Consider the following 19589-nt stretch of genomic DNA (forward strand, 5'->3'; position numbering starts at 1 on the left):
TTTTAAATGAAAACATTGTTGCTGGTTGATGGTTCGTCTTATCTATATCGTGCTTTCCATGCCTTGCCGGATTTACGCAACCGCCAAAACGAACCAACGGGCGCAATTCATGGTGTGCTCAATATGTTACGCCGCTTGCATAAGGATTACTACGCTGATTATAGCGCGTGTGTGTTTGATGCAAAAGGTAAAACTTTTCGTGATGATTTATATCCAGAATATAAGGCACATCGTCCCCCGATGCCAAATGACCTGGTGGCACAGATTGAGCCATTATATGATTGTATTCGTGCCATGGGATGGCCGATGTTGATTATAAACGACGTGGAGGCAGATGATGTCATCGGCACACTGGCGAAACGGGCGGTACATGAAAAAATGCGTTGTATCATTTCAACGGGAGATAAAGATATTGCACAATTGGTGAATCCACAGGTAACACTGGTTAACACCATGAATAATGAAATACTCGACGAAGCAAATGTATTAACTAAGTTTGGCGTGGCCCCCGAACGTATACTAGATTACCTCACGCTGGTAGGTGACAGTGCCGATAATATTCCCGGTGTTGCAAAAGTTGGCCCCAAAACTGCGGTGAAGTGGCTTGCACACTATGGAACATTGGATAATATTATTGCTCATGCGGATGAGATTAAGGGGGTAGTCGGAAATAATTTACGTGAAGCGTTGGACTGGCTGAATCTTTCTCGTAAATTACTCACTATAAAATGTGATGTAGCGTTACCAGTAGATGTGCATGATCTTGAAATTAAATCACAGGATACCGAGAAACTGATAGCGTTATATGAACGATTGGACATGAAGACTGCGTTGCGGGAGTTAAAGCGACATATGGGATTAGCGCAGCCAATCATGTCAGATATGGGTGAAAATGGTAATAAAGGTAATGTAGAAAATCAGGCGGCGAAAGAGAGTGATAACGTGTTGTTTGTCAGCACTTCTCCGGCAATTTATCAAACGATATTGACCGAATCGGAGTTGAATGACTGGTTAGTGCGTCTTAATGCCGCTACGCTGGTTTCAATCGATACCGAAACGACAAGTTTAAATCCAATGCAAGCACAGCTGGTTGGCTTATCATTTTGTATTGAAGCATCTCATGGCGCTTACCTGCCGCTCATGCATAGTTATACTGGTGCGCCGCAGCAACTGGCCATTGATTTTGCACTAAAAAAATTAAAGCCCTGGCTGGAAGATGCAACTAAACCTAAGTTAGGTCAGAATCTTAAATATGATCAGCATATTTTTTCCAATCACGGTATTCATCTGAAGGGGATTGTGCATGACACGCTATTGCAGTCTTACATACTGGAATCTCACCATCCCCATAATATGGATAGCCTGGCGCTGCGCCATCTGAATGTCAATACCATTAGTTATGACGAAATCACTGGGAAGGGTGTCAATCGTATCGGATTCGATCAGGTAGCGATCGAGTCCGCTACCCGGTATGCGGGGGAAGACGCTGACATTACGCTGCGATTGCATCAGTATCTATATCCGAAAATTAAATGTGATGCGCGTCTTAATTTTGTTTATCATCATATTGAAATGCCTGTACTGGGTATACTCTTCGAAATTGAGCGTAATGGTGTATTGCTGGATTCGAGCCTACTGGAAATGCAAAGTCATGAACTGGGTGAGAAATTATTGATTCTAGAGCAACAGGCATTTCTGCACGCGGGGCAACCATTTAATCTCAATTCACCGAAACAAATACAGGAAATTCTATTTAATCAACTCAAATTACCTGTTATCAAAAAAACGCCTAAAGGTGTACCTTCCACTAATGAAGAAGTGTTGCAACAACTCGCATTAGATTATCCTTTGCCGAAAATATTGCTCGATTATCGTGCACTTGCCAAGCTAAAATCAACCTATACCGATAAATTACCACTCATGGTTAATGAGACTACGGGGCGGGTGCATACTAATTATGCGCAGGCTGTCGCTGTAACAGGCCGGTTGGCTAGTAACGATCCGAACTTGCAGAATATTCCAGTACGGACTGCTGAAGGTCGGCGTATCCGTGAAGCTTTCATTGCTTCACCCGGAAATAAGATTATCTCTGCAGATTACTCACAGATTGAGCTGCGCATTATGGCGCATATCTCACAAGATACGGGCTTGCTTAAAGCATTTTCTGCAGGTGAAGATATTCATAATGCGACTGCTACTGAAATATTTGGTGTACCGCTGACAGCAGTGAATAAGGAACAGCGTCGTTATGCCAAAATAATTAATTTTGGGTTGATCTATGGCATGTCTGAATTTGGCTTGGCAGCGCAGTTAGGTATTGAGCGCAGCGCTGCAAGAACTTATATGGATCGTTACTTTGCGCGTTATCCCGGCGTAGCCGATTATATGGAGCATGCCAGAGAGCATGCGAGGCAATCAGGCTATGTTGAAACAGTACTGGGACGGAGATTATGGTTGCCTGATATTAATAGCGCTAATGGTCATCGCAGACACAGTGCAGAACGGGCTGCTATCAACGCACCGATGCAGGGTACCGCAGCAGATATTATCAAGCTGGCTATGATTGCTGTACACAACTGGTTAGTGCGGGAGAATATGCGCAGCAAACTCATCATGCAGGTCCATGATGAATTGGTATTAGAGGTGCCTGATGCTGAGATTGAGGTTATAAAAAATGGATTACCAGTCTATATGAGTAATGCCGCAAAGCTGGATGTGCCATTACTGGTTGAAGTGGGTATTGGAGAGAACTGGGAGCAGGCGCATTAGTGTTGAGACCTTTGCAAAGCCTCAATAATTGTATGGTGATATGAAGTCGAATGATTTACTTGCTTCTGAAGTTCGATAATTAATGCTATCCCTTAGGGATCATGGCTAGACTCCGTTGCTTGTAATAGGTCGACTTTAGGTAATCTACCGGACTATTAAAAATATTTTTTAACAGTCCGACTTTATTTAAAAATCAGATTTATGCCTGTCTATCATACAGCGTGACAGTATAAAACTAAAAATTATGAATATTTATGGGAGAAGTGCTGGATTCTTTCTTTGACATATAATTATTTATTTGTTTCTATTTGCATCAGGGTCTCGGTTTCGGTTGTCACTTTTTCGACCTTTTTTCTTTGTTTCTTAGGTAATGCTAGTTCCTCTGTTGTGACGGCAACTCCTTCTGTTGTCGTTTCGATCATGACGAGTCCATTTTTGGTTAAGTCTAATGGTTCGATAGCGGATAATGGTTTAAAGGATTCCAGAACGTCTTGTTTTTGGGAGGCAGATTGATGATCAGTCTCGACGATCACTTTGTCTGAATCTGATATTGCTTCTATCGTTTCATGTGTGTCGATATTCGTATTCTTCTTCGCGGCATCAACGGGTATTGTCGTTACAAAAGATTCCACAGCAGTTGCCTCCTGTTGTGTTATTTCTTGCGTAATAAGTGGATGACTTGCTTTCTCCTGTGTGTTCGATAATATATCATTCGATGTACTTTCGCCGTGGAGTGCGGGTTGAGCTATCTGTTCGTATTCAGAAAGTGCGTTTTGTGTATTTGCTTCCACGGGTTTTCTTTCTCGTGATGAGCGGTCACGCTGTCTGCCACCGCGACGTCGTCGAGACCGTCCGGGTTCTTCAGTACGCGGTGAATGACTGTCAGCTGTAAGTGCTGCTTCTGTTGATAGTCTGTTCTCCGCTGATGGTTGCTTATCATCTAACAATGATGAATTTTTCAATACAGATAACGCTTCATCAGCCCCCTGTTCATGATCGGTTATGTGCTGAGTAGAAGGTTGGTCCTGCAGTAAGATGGTGCTTTCGCTTATGGCTGGTTCACCCTGATTATGATCCTTATATTGTTCAATACTTGTATTACGCTCATTACGATTACGATCACGCCGTCCACGGTTGCGTCCACGTCCATGATGTGGCTTTTCTTTATTTTTCTCCAGCTCCAGGTCCGTCTTTATTTCTACCATATCTACTGGTTTAAACCAGCTAAAAAACTTATCAAGAAACGTGGGCTCTCGAGACTTTTGTTCGTGGATTGGAGCCGGTTGGGTTGGCGTGATACCTTGTACAACAGCCTTTTGACGTATTGGTTTTATTTTTTGTTCCGTTGATGGAAGTACTATTTCTTCAGTCGATTTTTCGACCATTTGATAGCTGGCGAGTGTTTCGCTGGGCCTTGTCTCATCATGACGTAAGCGTGTAATACTGTAATGTGGTGTTTCTATGTGAATATTCGGGATGAGTATGATGTCCATTTTAAAGCGCGCTTCAATATCGTGAATTTCTGCTCGCTTCTCATTGAGTAGATATGTTGCAACATTCACGGGCAGCTGGACGTGGAGTGCGCTCGTATTCTCTTTCATTGCCTCTTCCTGAATGATTCTGAGTACATGCAGCGCTGTTGAATCTGTTCCACGAATATGACCTGTACCATGGCAGCGTATGCATGGAATATAATTACTTTCACCGAGTGACGGACGAAGGCGCTGACGTGATAGTTCCAGTAAGCCAAAGCGAGAGATTTTCCCAACTTGTATGCGTGCGCGATCATGCCGCAGTGCCTCGAGCAGCCGATTCTCTACTTCACGTTGGTTGCGTACCACTTCCATGTCAATAAAATCAATAACAATTAACCCTCCTAAATCACGCAAGCGGAGTTGCCGTGCTATCTCATCCGCCGCTTCCAGGTTGGTATTTAATGCAGTATGCTCGATATCAGTACCACGAATAGCGCGCGCTGAGTTTACATCGATTGATACCAGTGCTTCAGTATGATCGATAATGATCGAGCCGCCCGAGGGCAGGGTTACTTGTCGAGAATATGCCGTTTCAATCTGATGTTCAATTTGAAAACGAGAGAATAAAGGCACGTCATCATAATAAAGCTTAAGGCAATCAACATTGGCGGGCATGACATGTGTCATGAACTGGCAAGCCTGTTCATAGATATCTTTGCTGTCAATCAGAATCTCGCCAATTTCATGATGAAAGTAATCGCGAATGGCGCGTATGACTAAGCTGCTTTCCTGGTAAATTAGAAAGACCCCATTCTGATTACCGGCCGCTTCTTCAATAGCTCGCCATAGTTGTGTCAGATAGTTCAGATCCCATTGCAGCTCTTCTTCACTGCGGCCTATTCCGGCGGTTCGCGCAATAATGCTCATGCCTGTAGGCACATCCAGCTTTAAAATAACTTCTCGCAGTTCAGCGCGTTCTTCGCCGCTCATGCGACGAGATACACCGCCACTGCGTGGATTGTTAGGCATGAGAACCAGATATCGTCCCGCAAGAGAGATATAGGTGGTTAGCGCCGCACCTTTGCTCCCACGTTCATCTTTATCAACCTGAACAATGAGTTCCTGACCTTCATGGAGTAAATCCTGAATGCGACCGCGCGTAGAATCTGTTTTTTCACCCAGACAGGCGGCGGATATTTCTTTAAATGGTAAAAAACCATGACGTTCTCTTCCATAGTCGACGAAAGCAGCCTCAAGACTAGGTTCTAAACGGGTAATAATTGCTTTATATATATTGCTTTTGCGTTGTTCCTTGCTGACAGATTCAATATCCAGATCAATTAGTTTCTGGCCATCAACAATCGCGACACGCAGCTCTTCTGGCTGTGTCGCGTTAAATAACATTCGTTTCATTTTATGCCCCCCGCGCCCTGTCCACGGGTAGACTATCTGCACATAGGCAGAATAGCTTTATTCGGTACGCGTATTCGTAAATATAATTTATTGACCGAGCTATTTTGTTATAGTGCTGACTTATCAATTAGTTAATCATTTATTCTTATTAATGAGTATTCTTTAGTTTGTCATTTTTGATGCCTGAGGTTTACTTTTAGTAAACAGAGTCAGGAATACCAAGTTTTATTTAGGTTAAGACTATAAACTTATTTTAAAGTAGGTGTCAGGAAACCATAAGCAAAAAATCTACAATCTACATGTACTTTGAGCGCGCAAATCAATTATTATCGCTACTTCTATTGGTGAGCGATATTAACCAGGTTCAGAGCTGATTCTTGTTTCCGGTCGAACAAGAATCTACCACCATTACGATATAGCACCGGATAAAGGATAGATTGGATCTCAGTGTGAGAAGTATAGGTAAAATTAATAATTTAGGCAAAAAAAATCTATCCGATAGTGTGACTCGGGAAGATATTGGAGAAGATGGGCATGATCAACGCATTGATAATTTTTTATTCAAGCGTTTCAGGGGCGTTCCCAAAAGTCATATTTACCAGCTTTTGCGCAGTGGTCAAATACGTGTTAACAGTAAGCGTATTAGCGCCAGTTATCGGTTGCAATTGAATGATAGTGTGCGCATTCCACCGATTAGACAGGGAGAGAAGAGTATTACCCAGCATGCGGTAATGAAATTTGTTACATTTGACATCTTATTTCAAGATGAAGCGCTGTTGATCATTAACAAGCCTGCAGGTATGGCAGTGCATGGTGGTAGCGGGGTGAGCTTTGGTGTTATTGAGCAGCTACGGGCGCAATATTCTAATTGGAAATTCCTTGAACTGGTACATCGTCTCGATAGAGAAACTTCCGGTATTTTACTGCTAGCAAAAAAGCGCAGCGCACTGACTGAACTGCATCGGCAAATTCGCGAAGGAAAGATCCAGAAATTTTACCTTACCTTGGTTAGCGGTAAATGGGAAGATTCTCACCGTAGTGTGAAATTACCACTTCATAAATATGTGACCACAATGGGTGAGCGGCGTGTAGCTGTTGTTTCGGATAAGAACGGTCATGCGAAGGCAATACCGGCGCATACGATATTCAGATTAAAAAAATCCTGGGAGAGTTTTAGTTTGCTGGAAGCAGAATTGAAAACTGGGCGCACCCATCAAATTCGCGTACACCTGGCTCATCTGGGCTTTCCTATTATCGGGGATGATAAATATGGAGATTTCGTTTTGAATAAACAAACCGCTCGGAAATCTCAGGGGGCATATCTACAGCGCATGTTTCTACATGCCTATAAAATTGTTATTACGCATCCTTTATCGGGAGAACGATTACAATTGGAGGCACCATTGGCGAAAGATCTAAAGGAATTCATAAATGGGCTGGACAAGCCATAATATTTTAACCCTCATCCTGTGCCAGACAGTGCCGATCCGGAATAATAAAGATTATTTGATATTTATGTTTACTGCAACTTGGTTTGCTTGAAACATCGTATATAAAACTTCCCAGACATTATCTACAATTTTTTCTTGTGCGATTATATTGGGGTGTATTCCATCAGACTGAAAGAATTCACGTTTATCTCCAAAGCCCGCTAGTAAAAAGGGTACTAATTTAATTTGATATGCTTTTGCAAGTTGCGGAAAAATATCTCGGAACTTTTGTGTATAAGCTATGCCATAATTAGGTGGTAATTGCATGCCGACTAAGAGTACTAACGCGTTATTTTTTTGGCAAGCTTCGATGATCGCTTTCAGGTTGTCATAAATAGAATTAATCGATGAACCACGTAATCCATCATTGGCTCCAAGCCCAAGAATAACAATATCGGGATGATGTGTTTCAAGTGCCTGTTCAATACGATTGCGTCCACCTAGTGTGGTTTCGCCACTAATACTAGTGTTAACCACTTGATATACGGGTGACTGCAACTGTAATCGTTCTTTCAGCAGTGTAACCCAGCCGGCCTCTGTTGGCATACCATAGTTGGCAGACAGACTATCACCAAACACCATAACGGTAATGGCATTAGTAGATGCAGCCATGGTGCTAGGTATCATCGTAAAAAAGAGAAATAGAATAATCAGGAATTTTTTCATGGTAAATAATTTTGTTAAACAACCTATTCTTTGGGCAAATGCTTTAACTAAACAAGTCAATACCGGAGACCAGCAGCTCACCATTTTGCAGAATATTAATCTGGAAATAAATGCGGGTGAAGCTGTTGCAATTATAGGTGCGTCTGGCTCAGGAAAATCGACCCTTCTGGGATTACTTGCAGGATTGGATGTTCCGACTTCAGGTAAAGTTCATCTTGATGGTGTTGATATTTTCACTCTGGATGAAGATAATCGGGCCGCTTTACGAGGCAGGGTACTGGGTTTTGTATTTCAATCATTTCAATTACTCTCAGCATTGACTGCCATCGAAAACGTAATGTTACCACTTGAGCTCTCTGGAATAAATGATGCACAAATAACGGCACAAAAATTACTGGAGCGTACGGGATTAGCAATGCGCTTAAACCATTATCCCAAGCAGTTATCTGGTGGAGAGCAGCAACGTGTTGCGATCGCCCGAGCTTTTGCTACACAGCCGAAATTATTGCTTGCTGATGAACCAACTGGGAATTTAGATTCCGCCACGGGCATCCAAATTATAGAGTTAATGTTTGAGTTGAACCGTGAACATGGCACTACATTGGTACTGGTTACTCATGATGAGGCGCTGTCTAAGCGTTGCTCGCGCCAGATACGATTAGCGAACGGTAAACTTATACAATAATCATCTTCTCGTAAATCAGATAAGATTTACGTATACCACCCACCGGTTACGTAGCACGCAATATATTTTGTAAGGAATAAATTTTTCTATGAATTTTTTTAAGCTTTCCTTTCTCATGCTGCATCGAGATTGGCGTGCGGGTGAACTGCATATTTTGATATTAGCATTAGTGATTGCAGTGGGTGGTATGACGACTGTGAGTTTTTTCTCTGACCGGGTAGCGCGCGCACTTTCGCATGAAAGTAACCAATTGCTGGGTGCCGATCTGCTGGTTATTTCTAATCACCCACTACCAGTAGATTATGCTGATGAAGCAGAACGATTAGGATTGGCTGTTTCTAATATTACCAAGTTTCCCAGTATGATTTCTAATGGTGAGAGTAATCAGTTAGCTAACATTAAAGCGGTTACCGAAGGTTATCCGTTGCGGGGCCGGTTATATCTTGCTGATGGCGCTGAATTCATAGGATCACAGCAAAACAGTCGTGTAGCGAATGCTATTCCAGTACCCGGTACGATATGGATTGATGAAAAATTAATGACAAGCCTTGCACTCAAGCGGGGAGATAAGGTTGATGTGGGTGCGTTACAACTAACCGTAGCGGAGTTGATTCTACGTGAACCGGACCATTCCATTGGCTTTATTAATATGGGATCACGTGTACTGATTAATGCAGCTGATCTGCCGGCGACAGGTTTGATTCAACCAGGCAGCCGTATTGCCTATCATTTATTGATAGCAGGTGAGGCTGGTGTAGTAGAACAATATCGTGATTGGGCACGGCCATTACTGACAGCGACACAGCGTATAGAAGGTATCCGTGACGCACGCCCTGAAATTAAGGCCGCTTTGGATCGTGCTGAAAAGTTTCTAAGCCTGTCGGCGCTGGCCAGTGTGATATTGGCAGCTACCGCCATTGCACTCGCAGTGCGCCGTTTTACATTGCGTCATCTGGATGGCTGCGCCGTTATGCGTAGCCTGGGTGCAAGCCAGACGGGTCTGCTTTATTTATATCTCTGTTATTTTCTGGTACTCGGAATTGTTGCGAGCACATTGGGTTGTTTGCTTGGCTTTGCTTCACAGGAAATTTTGGCCACTTGGCTGTCTGGCCTGACAGAAACAGGATTACCCTGGCCTGGCTGGATGCCTGCCATACATGGTCTGCTAATTGGGATAGTGCTGTTGCTGGGTTTTGCCTTGCCACCGATACTTAATCTGCGTAGCGTGTCGGCATTACGTGTATTACGTCGAGATATCGGCGTACCTAATATGCAAAGCCTGACGGGCTATGTGTTGGGGATAATAATTTTGTCTTTATTATTAATATGGCAGGCTGGAGATCTGCGGCTAGGATTTTATATTATTGGCGGATTTATCGCATCGATAGCTATTTTTGGTTTGTTTGGCTTCTTGCTGATAAAGTGTTTATCAGGTTTGCGTCATCAATCGGGTAGCGCTTGGCGTTATGGCTTAGCAAGCATTAGACGGCGCGCCGTTTCTAGTGTAGTGCAGGCTGTTGCGTTGGGATTGGGATTAATGGCGCTGTTGATACTGACCATGATTCAAGACGATATGGTGCAGGAATGGCACGCAAATTTACCGCCGGACTCGCCTAACCGCTTTCTGGTTAATATCCAGACAGACCAATTACAGCCATTAGAGGAATTTTTTGATCAGTATGATATTGACCAACCCATTGTATTTCCTATGGTACGTGGTCGTCTAATTGAGATTAACGGTAAAAAGATATCGTCGGCGGATTATGCGAATCCCCATGCGGCAAATCACATCAGGCGCGAGTTCAATCTATCATGGACGGATACTTTGCGAGATGATAACCAGATCGTTGCAGGTTCTTGGTGGAATAAGGAAGATGATGGTACGGAGGCAGTTATCTCGATTGAGGATGGGATTGCAAAAACGCTTGGCATCCGACTGGATGACCAGTTAACCTATGATATCGCGGGTAGTCATTTTTCTGCCAAGGTCATCAGCTTGCGGAAGATAGAGTGGGATACGTTTCGCGTGAATTTTTTTGTTGTGACACCACCTGGTTTATTAGAGCAATATCCGGTAAGTTATATTACGAGTTTTTATTTGCCGCCATCTCAGGAAATAATGATGCATGAATTGGTCAGGGCTTTTCCCAACTTACTGGTAGTTGATGTGGCGGCTGTGGTCGGGCAAGTACAAAAGATGATTGCACAGGTATCTCAAGCAATTGGGTTTGTTTTCCTGTTTACATTATTGGCCGGGCTTATAGTGTTGTATGCGGCGATTGCTTCTACTCAGGATGAACGCATTTATGAAGCTGCTATATTTCGTACACTGGGAGCCAGGCGTGATCAGTTGATGCGCGCCTGGGCTGCTGAGTTTGCGATATTGGGTGGATTATCCGGTTTGTTTGCTGCTGCTGGTGCCAGTGTACTCGGATATCTTATCGGTCATTATGTATTACATTTAACTTACACATTTAATCCATGGATATGGTTCATCGGTTTTCTGACAGGCGTATTGGGTGTGGTGATGGCCGGTCTAATGGGAACGCGCGCTACGCTTTCAGAATCGCCATTGTTGACATTGCGAAAGACTGGTTGATTAAAAAATATTTGCCGTACTTCCGGGTAGTTATTTAACAGTGTGTGCACTGGATGATAGATAATCGATTCCGATCTGCCTATATGATTTGACGATGATGAAGTGTGTAACTGGAGAGATATGAATAGACTCATGAAGAAACGTGAACATTCGATTTTTTCTAGTATTGTTTGCATGTTTGAGAATGTCGATATTGAGCGCTAATTTATCTAATTAATTTTATAAATATTTTTAATGATGCAAGTAAAATCTTTTTTATTACGACGCCAAGAGATGGCATCTAAAATGCAAAATGGCGTGGCTATTATTCCTACGGCATCAGAACAATTGCGAAACCAAGATGCACACTATCCCTATCGCTTTGATAGCTATTTCTATTATCTGACGGGGTTTCGTGAACCCGAATCGGTATTGGTTATTATTGCTGAAGCCAGTCAGTCCTGTTCAAGGCATATCTTATTTTGCCGCGACAAGGATGTTGAACGTGAAATCTGGAATGGTTTCCGCTATGGTCCTGAAGCTGCGAAAGAAATATTCGGTTTTGATGAGGCTTATTCCATCTCCAGAATGGATGAGCTATTGCCTCAATTGATCGCTAACCAGCCTGCAATTTATTGTACTCTCGGGCGAAATGTTGCTTGGGATACGCGTGTTATCGGCTGGATTAATCGCGTTCGTGAACAAGCACGTAGAGGTGTTACGGTACCGGCAGAAATTCGTGATAGTCATTTATTACTGGACGAGATGCGTTTATTCAAAAGTAAGGAAGAAATTCAGATTATGCGTGATGCCGCAGCCATTTCAACTGATGCTCATCGACGTGCTATGCAGATTACGTGCCCTGAAATGAATGAATATGAAATTGAGGCTGAGTTGCTCTATACATTTCGTCGACGTGGCGCACAAGCGCCGGCTTATACGTCGATTGTTGCTGGTGGCGCGAACGCTTGTGTACTTCACTATATGGAGAATAATGCAGTACTCAAGGGAGGTGATCTGTTATTGATTGATGCCGGTTGCGAACTAGATGGTTATGCATCAGACATTACGCGTACGTTTCCCATTAATGGTAAATTTACGCCAGTACAGAAAGATGTGTATCAATTAGTATTGTCTGCTCAGGCAGCCGCGATAGATGCGGTCAAACCGAGTAACTCATGGAATGATCCCCATATCAGCGCATTAAGAGTACTGGTTCAGGGCTTTATTGATTTGGGGCTGTGTCAGGGCAGTGTCGATACAGTTATAGAGACAGAAGATTATAAGCGTTTTTATATGCATGGCACTGGTCACTGGCTGGGACTGGATGTGCATGATGTTGGTCAGTACAAGCAGGGCGGAAACTGGCGTTTGCTGGAGCCAGGGATGGTTTTAACTGTGGAACCGGGTTGTTATATTCGACCGGCAGATAATATTCCAGAAGTATTCTGGAATATCGGTATTCGTATCGAAGATGATGTGGTGGTGACTCAGGTGGGCCATGAGCTTCTGACGATTGCTGCACCTAAAGAAATAGCCGAGATAGAGGAGTTAATGCAATGAATGATGACCATAAACGAATAATAATTAGTAGAATCTCCGAGTATAGGCAGACAGGATCAACAGATAATGAAGCAACGCCCGCTTCTCCAAGAAGTCGCTGGGCGGTGTATGCGATGCTGATTCCTGTTGTTATCATTATGGCAGTATTGGGTGCTTTCTTTTTTGCTGCTTTTTTTGCTTTGTTTGTGGTTGCTGCGGCAGGCCTTGGTTTAAGGCTTTGGTGGTTGCGTCGGAAGTTACATAAGTCCACGCGAGCGGAAGAAGGACAATATGTTGTTATTGAGGATGCCGAAATCGTTGAAGAAACTGAAGCAAACAGAAAGAAAGGCAAATAAAGCGAGTGACCAGATTGGAACTATCTATTCCCTGGCACCCATTTCCAGTGCTAACTTCCTGGACTGCTCTGTTTCTTCTTCTGATTGCTGCAATTCCAGCCATCCTTGCAAATGAGTATAAGTAATATCTGATAATGCTTGTATCCAGTCATCGCGCTCATTAAGACAAGGAATGTAGTGAAATTCTTTACCGCCAGCTTCTATGAAGGTTGCTTTGCCTTCTATCGCGATTTCTTCTAGTGTTTCGAGACAGTCGGAAACGAAACCGGGACAAATGACATCCACGCGGCGAGTCTGTTCTTTGCCGAGTTGCTTGAGTATCACTGCTGTATAAGGTGTCAGCCATTTGGCCCTGCCAAAGCGTGATTGAAAGCAAATCTGATATTGATCTGCATCGAGTTCGAGTGCTTCAGCTAATAGCCGTCCCGTTTTCTGGCAGCTACAATGATATGGATCTCCCTTATCAAGGGTCATGCGTGGGACGCCATGGAAGCTCATGATCAGTTTGTCTGGCCTGCCGTTTTTTTCCCAGTAGTCTCGTACATTTTGTGCCAGTGCTGAAATATAACCTGGATGATCATGGTATTGCTTAACGGTACGGACTGCAGGAAGATTCCGCATTTTCTTTAATTCTGCAAAAATATTATCCATCGCTGAAGCGGTGCTGCTGGCAGCATATTGTGGAAAAAGGGGTAGAACCAGAATACGTTCACAGCCCCGCTCTTTCATGCGACCTAATACCTCAGCAATGGATGGGCTCCCGATATTCATGGCATATTCAACAATTGGTGCAGGTTTAGTACGTGCCTCTAACGAATTGAAGAGTAATTTCGTCTGGCGTTCAGTATGCACTCTAAGTGGAGAACCCTCCGGCATCCAGACTTGTGCATATTTTTCTGCCGATTTCTTGGGCCGGGTGTTGAGTATGAATCCATGCAGAATCAACCACCATATCCATTTTGGCACCTCTATTACACGTGGATCACTTAGGAATTGTTTTAGATAAGGCCGCAGTGCCTCTGCAGTAGGTGCGTTGGGTGTACCGAGGTTGATCAATAAAACACCGGTTTTACTGGGCGTGCCATGTTGATAAATGGGTTCAGGAGACATTAATTTAGATTTCATAAAATAAACAAAACGGGCAGGTTGTTCTTTAATGTATTGTTTTATAAGTAGGGTATCGGATATAAATAAGCGATGATGTTTTAATGTTGGGATAATCCCTGAGAAAGCAGTCTTGCCGTAACATCAACAATCGGAATGATGCGTTTATACGCCATGCGTCTTGGACCAATAACCCCCACGGTGCCGACAATTTCTCCTTTCATTTCATAGGGTGCTGTAACCAGACTAAACTCTTCCAATGATGCAACGTCTGATTCGCCACCTATAAAAATCTTGACGCCTTGTGCATGGTGACTCAATTCCAGCAATTGTAACAGCTTCGTTTTGCGTTCAAATAGATCAAATAATTTTTTCAGGCTGGTCAAATTACCGGATAAATCATGTATATCCAGAAGCCTGCGTTCCCCTACCAATATAACAGCTTCGCTGCTTTCATTGATGGCATCACCGCCTGCTTCAATTGCCGCGTTCATAAGACTCGTCATATCATAACGCAGCTGCTTTAATTCCTTGTGAAGGCGGCTGCGGATTACGTCGAGTGTGCATCCAGCATAATTTTGATTGATAAAATTCCCGGCTTCTATTAAATCGGTCTGGCTATAAGTTGCATCGGTATGGATGATGCGATTCTGCACATCGCCTTCGGGCGTCACAATAATCAGCAAGATACGTTTTTCTGATAATGCCATAAATTCAATGTAACGAAATACGGCACCCGTGCGCTTGGGTGTTACCACTACACCGGCAAAACGGGTCAATTCTGACAAAAGTTGAGATGCGGCATTGATTAATCGGGTTGGATTATCCGGATGTAACTGGCTTTCCAAATGGCTGAGTTCTGCGCTATCGAGCGGTTCCATAACAAGCAGGGTATCCACAAAAAGACGATAGCCTTGTGGTGTTGGTATGCGACCTGCAGAAGTATAGGGGCTGGTGACTAAACCCATGTCTTCAAGATCGGCCATGACATTACGAATAGTTGCAGGACTTAAATCAAGCCCAGAGAACTTCGAAAGAGAACGGGAGCCCACAGGTTGCCCTTCGTGTATATAACGTTCAATCAGTGTTCTTAGTAAGATTTGTGCGCGTTCATTAAGCATAGGCTAATTCTACACCAATCGGGAGGATTCGATGCTTATTGCAGCGAGTGATTTTATTTTAATATGCTACACTTTCCGTGTATTCTGCATACTTTGATTAAGGTATCGTTTTCATTATATATCTTAATGTTTAATTAACGGGCGATCTTAACTATCGTGCGTGCAGGCTAAGTTAATATTCCACATTTATATGCTCTTTAGTAATCTGTATGCTTATCGGCAATTCGGACTACTATTTGGCTCTCTAATAACTATAGTTATTTTTTGTTTTTTCAAGTAATGAATTCTCCATTTCAAACGATTGCACTGATTGGTAAGCATAAGAACCCAGAAATTGTGGTGCCCTTGTTAAGTTTAGCTCAGTACCTGACTGATCATAATTTTGTGGTGTTATTTGATCACCTCACTGCTTCTTATGCCCCCATCAAGGAATATCCTGCTTTGACGCTTGAAGAAATTGGCCTACAGGCTGATCTGGCAGTCGTAATGGGTGGCGACGGAACGATGTTGAATATCGCACGCATGCTGGCATCTTATGATGTGCCTCTGATCGGTATAAATCAGGGGCGACTTGGATTTCTCACTGATTTATCTACAGATACTATGTTGGAAACACTCAGCGCTATGCTTGATGGTCAATATGTGACCGAGCGCCGTATGTTGTTATATGCTGAGGTCAATCGTTATAAAACCAATATGTTCAGTTCGTTGGCATTTAATGACGTAGTGCTGTATCGGGGTATCAGCAGTGGTATGATTGAATTCGAGGTGCGAATAAATAATGAGTATGTTTATACGCTGCGCTCAGATGGGCTGATTGTGGCAACCCCGACGGGTTCTACCGCCTATGCCTTATCATCAGGGGGACCTATTCTGCACCCCAGTCTTGATTTAATCGCGCTAGTACCAGTATGCCCGCATACACTCAGTAATCGCCCGATTGTAGTTGGGCCGGATGCCAGCATAGAAATCATCATGCAGTGTTCAACGGATGTGCGTATTCAGTGTGACAGCCATTCCAGTTTTGATCTGGAACAAACTGATAAAATCATTGTGCGCCGTTTTCCCAAAACAGTCCGGTTTTTGCATTCAATTAATCATAGTTATTATCGTATGTTGAGAGAAAAGCTGGGATGGAGCGAGTTCCCTTAATCGATAAGTAAAATGGTTAGGCAAATACTGCGGATTGGTTCGTTATTGGTTCATTCATTCAGTCCTAACGTATTAGGTGCTTGGTGCCCATTAAATCGGCAAGTATACGCCGATAATCCTTTGATTTACGTGCCTGTAGCGATTCGAGCGGGTTGAGGTTATCCGTTAGAATAACGCCTATATTTTGATCAAGCTGCACAAGTCGCTGTTTTAGCCAGGTACTTTGTTCAGATCTCAGCGTATCTTTCTCAAGATCAATGCGATGATTGGATGCAAGAAAGATAAGGTGAGACCTTTGCAAAACCCCAGCAGCTGAAAAATTAACCCTTTATAATCAATAGTGAAAAACTTCTGGCGAGGGCTTTTGCAAAAGTCTCTCAATAATAGTTTGAAATCTGTTTGGTTGATAGGTGCGACATTATGTCGCATTGTGTTTTCTGGAACAAAGCAAGATACTGTATGTCCATATTTATAAGACTAGAATAAGGAAGGAGCTGTCCCGGTATGATAAAATCTGATAACTTTCGATTATATATTAATGCATTAGCGGCTATTTTATGGATGAGTGCAGGACAGGCCGCATTTGCGCATACGCGATTACAAGTACCACAGATCAATGAAGGTGAGAGGGTTTTCAATAACGTGGTGATTGGACATGGCTGTGGTGATAAGGCCATTATTGGCTCTTCTGTTGTTTTTCCAGATGGCGTGGATTCGACAATACTGGTCAATGATGTCGCGCATGAAGGCCCGTTGACCGACTTTGTTGAAAATTGGGGCAATCTCAATCAAATGGCCATAACACGCGCTGTATTTACAAATGCAGATGAGAAAGTGGACGCGAATGGCAATGTTGTTGGATTCTGGTTTGGTGGAGGTGAGGGTATGAATGCGCACCATATGGCGCTGCTACCATTCAGAACGAGCGCTGCGCTTATTAATCCAGAGTCTTGTGCCAGGAGTGTAACATTCAATATATCAATCGTTGATGTCTGTGAGATATCAGGTATTGATGGTTTGGTGCATGGAGAAACCGCTAATCTGTGGACCCAAAAAGTAGGTACGGTTTTTGATTATACCGGAGAGACGGATACAGGCCCGGCACCGCTAAAAATCCAGCGCGTTTCCGCATTGCCGGAATCTTGCGGGGAGGGTGTGGATGTGATCGTCAAGCCTTCAGCCAATCAAATTAATCGTGATATGCCAATAAAAATTAATGGTCAGCAAGTCTGGCCACAGCCTTAATATTGAGGTAAGTACGGATGGCAATGACTCTCCGATTCCGTCCGTATTCATAAAATAAGTGGATCAATCCGGGTTTTGATATGGACAGGGCCGGTCATTAAGAAGGCTTGATTAGATGACGGATGTTATTCTTTTAATTGGTCGATATTGAGTGATTCATGGGTTATGGTGATATATTAATCATGAAGTCGGTTTTTATAGTCGGCTATCGTGATCAGTATCTTACTCAGCAGGTTAAATAACGTATATAGAGAGAGGAGGACTTGGTGATGCTATCCCTATTCTTAAGAAAGGCGACATTCTGCGCTCTTATTATTTTATCAATAGTTCTCTATGCTGGCGTGAGCCATGCACATACGGGAGGTGGTACGCTTGATTCCGAAAATATGTTCAGAAATTTTACGGGCCAAGCACAAATTACCTGCTTTGATGATGGTAACGGGCCTGCAGATCACGTGATTGTCCGAATCAGGGATAACTCGCCTCCAGTACCGAATTTGCTGGTAAATCTTCAGGTCTATAAAGGCAATAAGGCAAATAGTATTAGTGATACGACCTCAGGCGATGCGAATTTTAGTCCGTTTATTACCTTACAAGCCGGTCCGGGTGTTTATTGGATACTGGTGAATAAAACCGATGTGGGAACTCGATTTTTTGAAATTGAATGGCACTGTAATACGATCGATAGTGTGCATACGGGAACAGATATTGGTGTAACTCAATTTGGAATCCCGGAATTTAAACCGAGGTGAACGCAATATTTGTTATTGCATTCTATAAATACTGGAGCAGCATCATTTTTGTTGTGTGCCCGATAAAAATACAGAGACATACAGAGACCAGAGGGTAATTTTAGTCGTTGTGCTGTGAAGCGCTGTCTCTGTTATTCAGGGTAATGATATAGCGTGGTTCCATGCTAAGTTTTTCCAGCTAGTCGCGTCGGCATTTACTACGGCACGATGACAGATACGGTATCTCGCAAGATATGCGGATAAAACCGTGGAGATATGGTTTAGTCGCTTGCTGAAAGAGAGTGTCTAGACAGCTCGGAGTTGGATTGAGTGCGATGGGAGTCTCCTGACTTCAGGCAGGGAGATGTCAACTAAGTAAGCAATAAAAGTAAGATGATTAGTTTACACTAGACGGTAATTTGTGATGATAAGACAGATTTGGTTATTATTCTTGACAGGGTTCGTACTGACTCTAGCTACGACAATGTCTGTATCGGCTCGCTCTGTCGGAGAGGTGCAGCCATCTTGCATGCTCACTTCACTGGAAGGTGAACACGTCTATAATTTGCAAGAGCTAAAAGGAAAAGTAATTTACGTTGATTTCTGGGCTTCCTGGTGTCCGCCTTGTGTCAGATCTTTTCCATTTCTAAATCAGTTAGAACACGATTTGAAAGATCAGGGTTTGCAAGTAATTGGTATTAATCTGGATGAAAAGCTTATGGATGCAAAAAAATTCCTGGACAAATATCCGGCTGGTTTTACCATTGCACTTGATCCAGATAAGCAATGCGCCCGAGATTTCGGTGTGATTGCCATGCCCACTTCTTACATAATTGATCAAGAAGGCATTATCCGGCACGTTCATCAGGGATTTCGATCTGGAGATAAACAAGAATTGCGCGGTGTACTTGAACATCTATTGACAGAATCACTATGAGTTTCCTTGCTTGTCATTCAGACTAGATCTGCCATACGTTTAAAACACCTCGATAATTTTCTGTTATTGAAAATAATGAAGAATACGCGAATTACGGTAGTCCTATTTGTTTTGACTGGCGTCATCTTATCAGGTTGTGCCAATGTGGCGCCCTGGGAGCGTGGTATTCTTGCTAAACCACAGATGGCTCTGGATCCGCACCCCTTGCAAAGTACCATACGCGCACATAATTATGGTAGTCGTGAAGCAGCGGCAAGTCCCCATTCTGCCGGTGGTGGAGGTGGCTGTGGTTGTTTCTGAAGCTTGAGGCGAGGAAACGCGTTTC

At 43.2% G+C, this 19589-nt stretch carries 16 protein-coding genes; 11 read left to right on the top strand and 5 right to left on the bottom strand.

The features are described 5' to 3' along the window. The first annotated feature begins 6 nt into the window (after nucleotides 1–6). Nucleotides 7–2769: a DNA polymerase I gene (gene polA, locus BUQ89_RS06875; protein ID WP_028461122.1), complete on the top strand. Its 2763-nt coding sequence runs from the start codon at nucleotides 7–9 to the stop codon at nucleotides 2767–2769. Nucleotides 2770–3059: 290 nt separating this feature from the next. Here polA and BUQ89_RS06880 read toward each other — a convergent pair whose 3' ends face one another. Next, nucleotides 3060–5657 carry an Rne/Rng family ribonuclease gene (locus BUQ89_RS06880; protein ID WP_028461121.1) on the bottom strand — a complete coding sequence of 866 codons (2598 nt, stop codon included), beginning with the start codon at nucleotides 5655–5657 and terminating at the stop codon, nucleotides 3060–3062. Between the two features lie 449 nt (nucleotides 5658–6106). Between BUQ89_RS06880 and BUQ89_RS06885 the strand changes: the two genes are divergently transcribed. Then, the gene (locus BUQ89_RS06885) at nucleotides 6107–7108 is read left to right on the top strand and encodes an RluA family pseudouridine synthase (protein WP_083399508.1); all 1002 of its coding nucleotides are present in this window, start codon (nucleotides 6107–6109) and stop codon (nucleotides 7106–7108) included. Between the two features lie 51 nt (nucleotides 7109–7159). Here the strand turns inward: BUQ89_RS06885 and BUQ89_RS06890 are convergent, their stop codons facing one another. Next, entirely contained in the window at nucleotides 7160–7813 is a 654-nt protein-coding gene (locus BUQ89_RS06890; RefSeq protein WP_028461119.1) for an arylesterase, read from the bottom strand. On the opposite strand from BUQ89_RS06890, the gene BUQ89_RS06895 reads away from it, so the two are divergent. From BUQ89_RS06895 to BUQ89_RS06910, 4 genes are all read left to right on the top strand, one after another. Beyond that, nucleotides 7812–8498 (top strand): ABC transporter ATP-binding protein, encoded by a 687-nt coding sequence (locus BUQ89_RS06895; RefSeq protein ID WP_028461118.1) that lies wholly within the window; start codon nucleotides 7812–7814, stop codon nucleotides 8496–8498. The genes BUQ89_RS06890 and BUQ89_RS06895 overlap by 2 nt on opposite strands. 88 nt (nucleotides 8499–8586) lie before the next feature. Then, nucleotides 8587–11097, top strand: a complete 2511-nt coding sequence (locus tag BUQ89_RS06900) for an ABC transporter permease (RefSeq protein ID WP_028461117.1) — start codon at nucleotides 8587–8589, stop codon at nucleotides 11095–11097. Nucleotides 11098–11331: 234 nt separating this feature from the next. Then, nucleotides 11332–12639: a Xaa-Pro aminopeptidase gene (pepP, locus tag BUQ89_RS06905; protein ID WP_028461116.1), complete on the top strand. Its 1308-nt coding sequence runs from the start codon at nucleotides 11332–11334 to the stop codon at nucleotides 12637–12639. Continuing rightward, the gene (locus BUQ89_RS06910) at nucleotides 12636–12974 is read left to right on the top strand and encodes a hypothetical protein (protein WP_028461115.1); all 339 of its coding nucleotides are present in this window, start codon (nucleotides 12636–12638) and stop codon (nucleotides 12972–12974) included. The genes pepP and BUQ89_RS06910 overlap by 4 nt, the downstream gene beginning before the upstream one ends. A gap of 24 nt (nucleotides 12975–12998) precedes the next feature. Here the strand turns inward: BUQ89_RS06910 and hemH are convergent, their stop codons facing one another. Continuing rightward, nucleotides 12999–14099 carry a ferrochelatase gene (hemH, locus tag BUQ89_RS06915; RefSeq protein WP_245812930.1) on the bottom strand — a complete coding sequence of 367 codons (1101 nt, stop codon included), beginning with the start codon at nucleotides 14097–14099 and terminating at the stop codon, nucleotides 12999–13001. Nucleotides 14100–14179: 80 nt separating this feature from the next. Beyond that, nucleotides 14180–15199 (bottom strand): heat-inducible transcriptional repressor HrcA, encoded by a 1020-nt coding sequence (gene hrcA, locus BUQ89_RS06920; protein ID WP_028461113.1) that lies wholly within the window; start codon nucleotides 15197–15199, stop codon nucleotides 14180–14182. Between the two features lie 279 nt (nucleotides 15200–15478). Here hrcA and BUQ89_RS06925 point away from each other — a divergent pair, with 279 nt between their 5' ends. Continuing rightward, a complete protein-coding gene (locus tag BUQ89_RS06925; protein WP_028461112.1) occupies nucleotides 15479–16351 on the top strand; it encodes an NAD kinase in 873 nt (290 codons plus the stop codon). A 64-nt stretch (nucleotides 16352–16415) separates the two neighbouring features. On the opposite strand, the gene BUQ89_RS06930 is transcribed toward BUQ89_RS06925, so the two are convergent. Continuing rightward, the gene (locus BUQ89_RS06930; protein WP_028461111.1) at nucleotides 16416–16652 is read right to left on the bottom strand and encodes a hypothetical protein; all 237 of its coding nucleotides are present in this window, start codon (nucleotides 16650–16652) and stop codon (nucleotides 16416–16418) included. Between the two features lie 203 nt (nucleotides 16653–16855). On the opposite strand from BUQ89_RS06930, the gene BUQ89_RS06935 reads away from it, so the two are divergent. The 4 genes from BUQ89_RS06935 (at nucleotide 16856) to BUQ89_RS06950 (ending at nucleotide 19564) form a co-directional block, all read left to right on the top strand. After that, a complete protein-coding gene (locus BUQ89_RS06935) occupies nucleotides 16856–17596 on the top strand; it encodes a hypothetical protein (RefSeq protein ID WP_036572785.1) in 741 nt (246 codons plus the stop codon). A gap of 269 nt (nucleotides 17597–17865) precedes the next feature. Then, nucleotides 17866–18348: a hypothetical protein gene (locus BUQ89_RS06940; protein ID WP_028461109.1), complete on the top strand. Its 483-nt coding sequence runs from the start codon at nucleotides 17866–17868 to the stop codon at nucleotides 18346–18348. A gap of 463 nt (nucleotides 18349–18811) precedes the next feature. Further along, nucleotides 18812–19264 (top strand): TlpA family protein disulfide reductase, encoded by a 453-nt coding sequence (locus tag BUQ89_RS06945; RefSeq protein ID WP_143071226.1) that lies wholly within the window; start codon nucleotides 18812–18814, stop codon nucleotides 19262–19264. Between the two features lie 75 nt (nucleotides 19265–19339). Then, the gene (locus BUQ89_RS06950) at nucleotides 19340–19564 is read left to right on the top strand and encodes a DUF4266 domain-containing protein (RefSeq protein ID WP_036572802.1); all 225 of its coding nucleotides are present in this window, start codon (nucleotides 19340–19342) and stop codon (nucleotides 19562–19564) included. Nucleotides 19565–19589: the final 25 nt, after the last annotated feature.

The organism is Nitrosomonas cryotolerans ATCC 49181, assembly GCF_900143275.1.
In the GTDB taxonomy this organism is placed as follows: domain Bacteria; phylum Pseudomonadota; class Gammaproteobacteria; order Burkholderiales; family Nitrosomonadaceae; genus Nitrosomonas; species Nitrosomonas cryotolerans.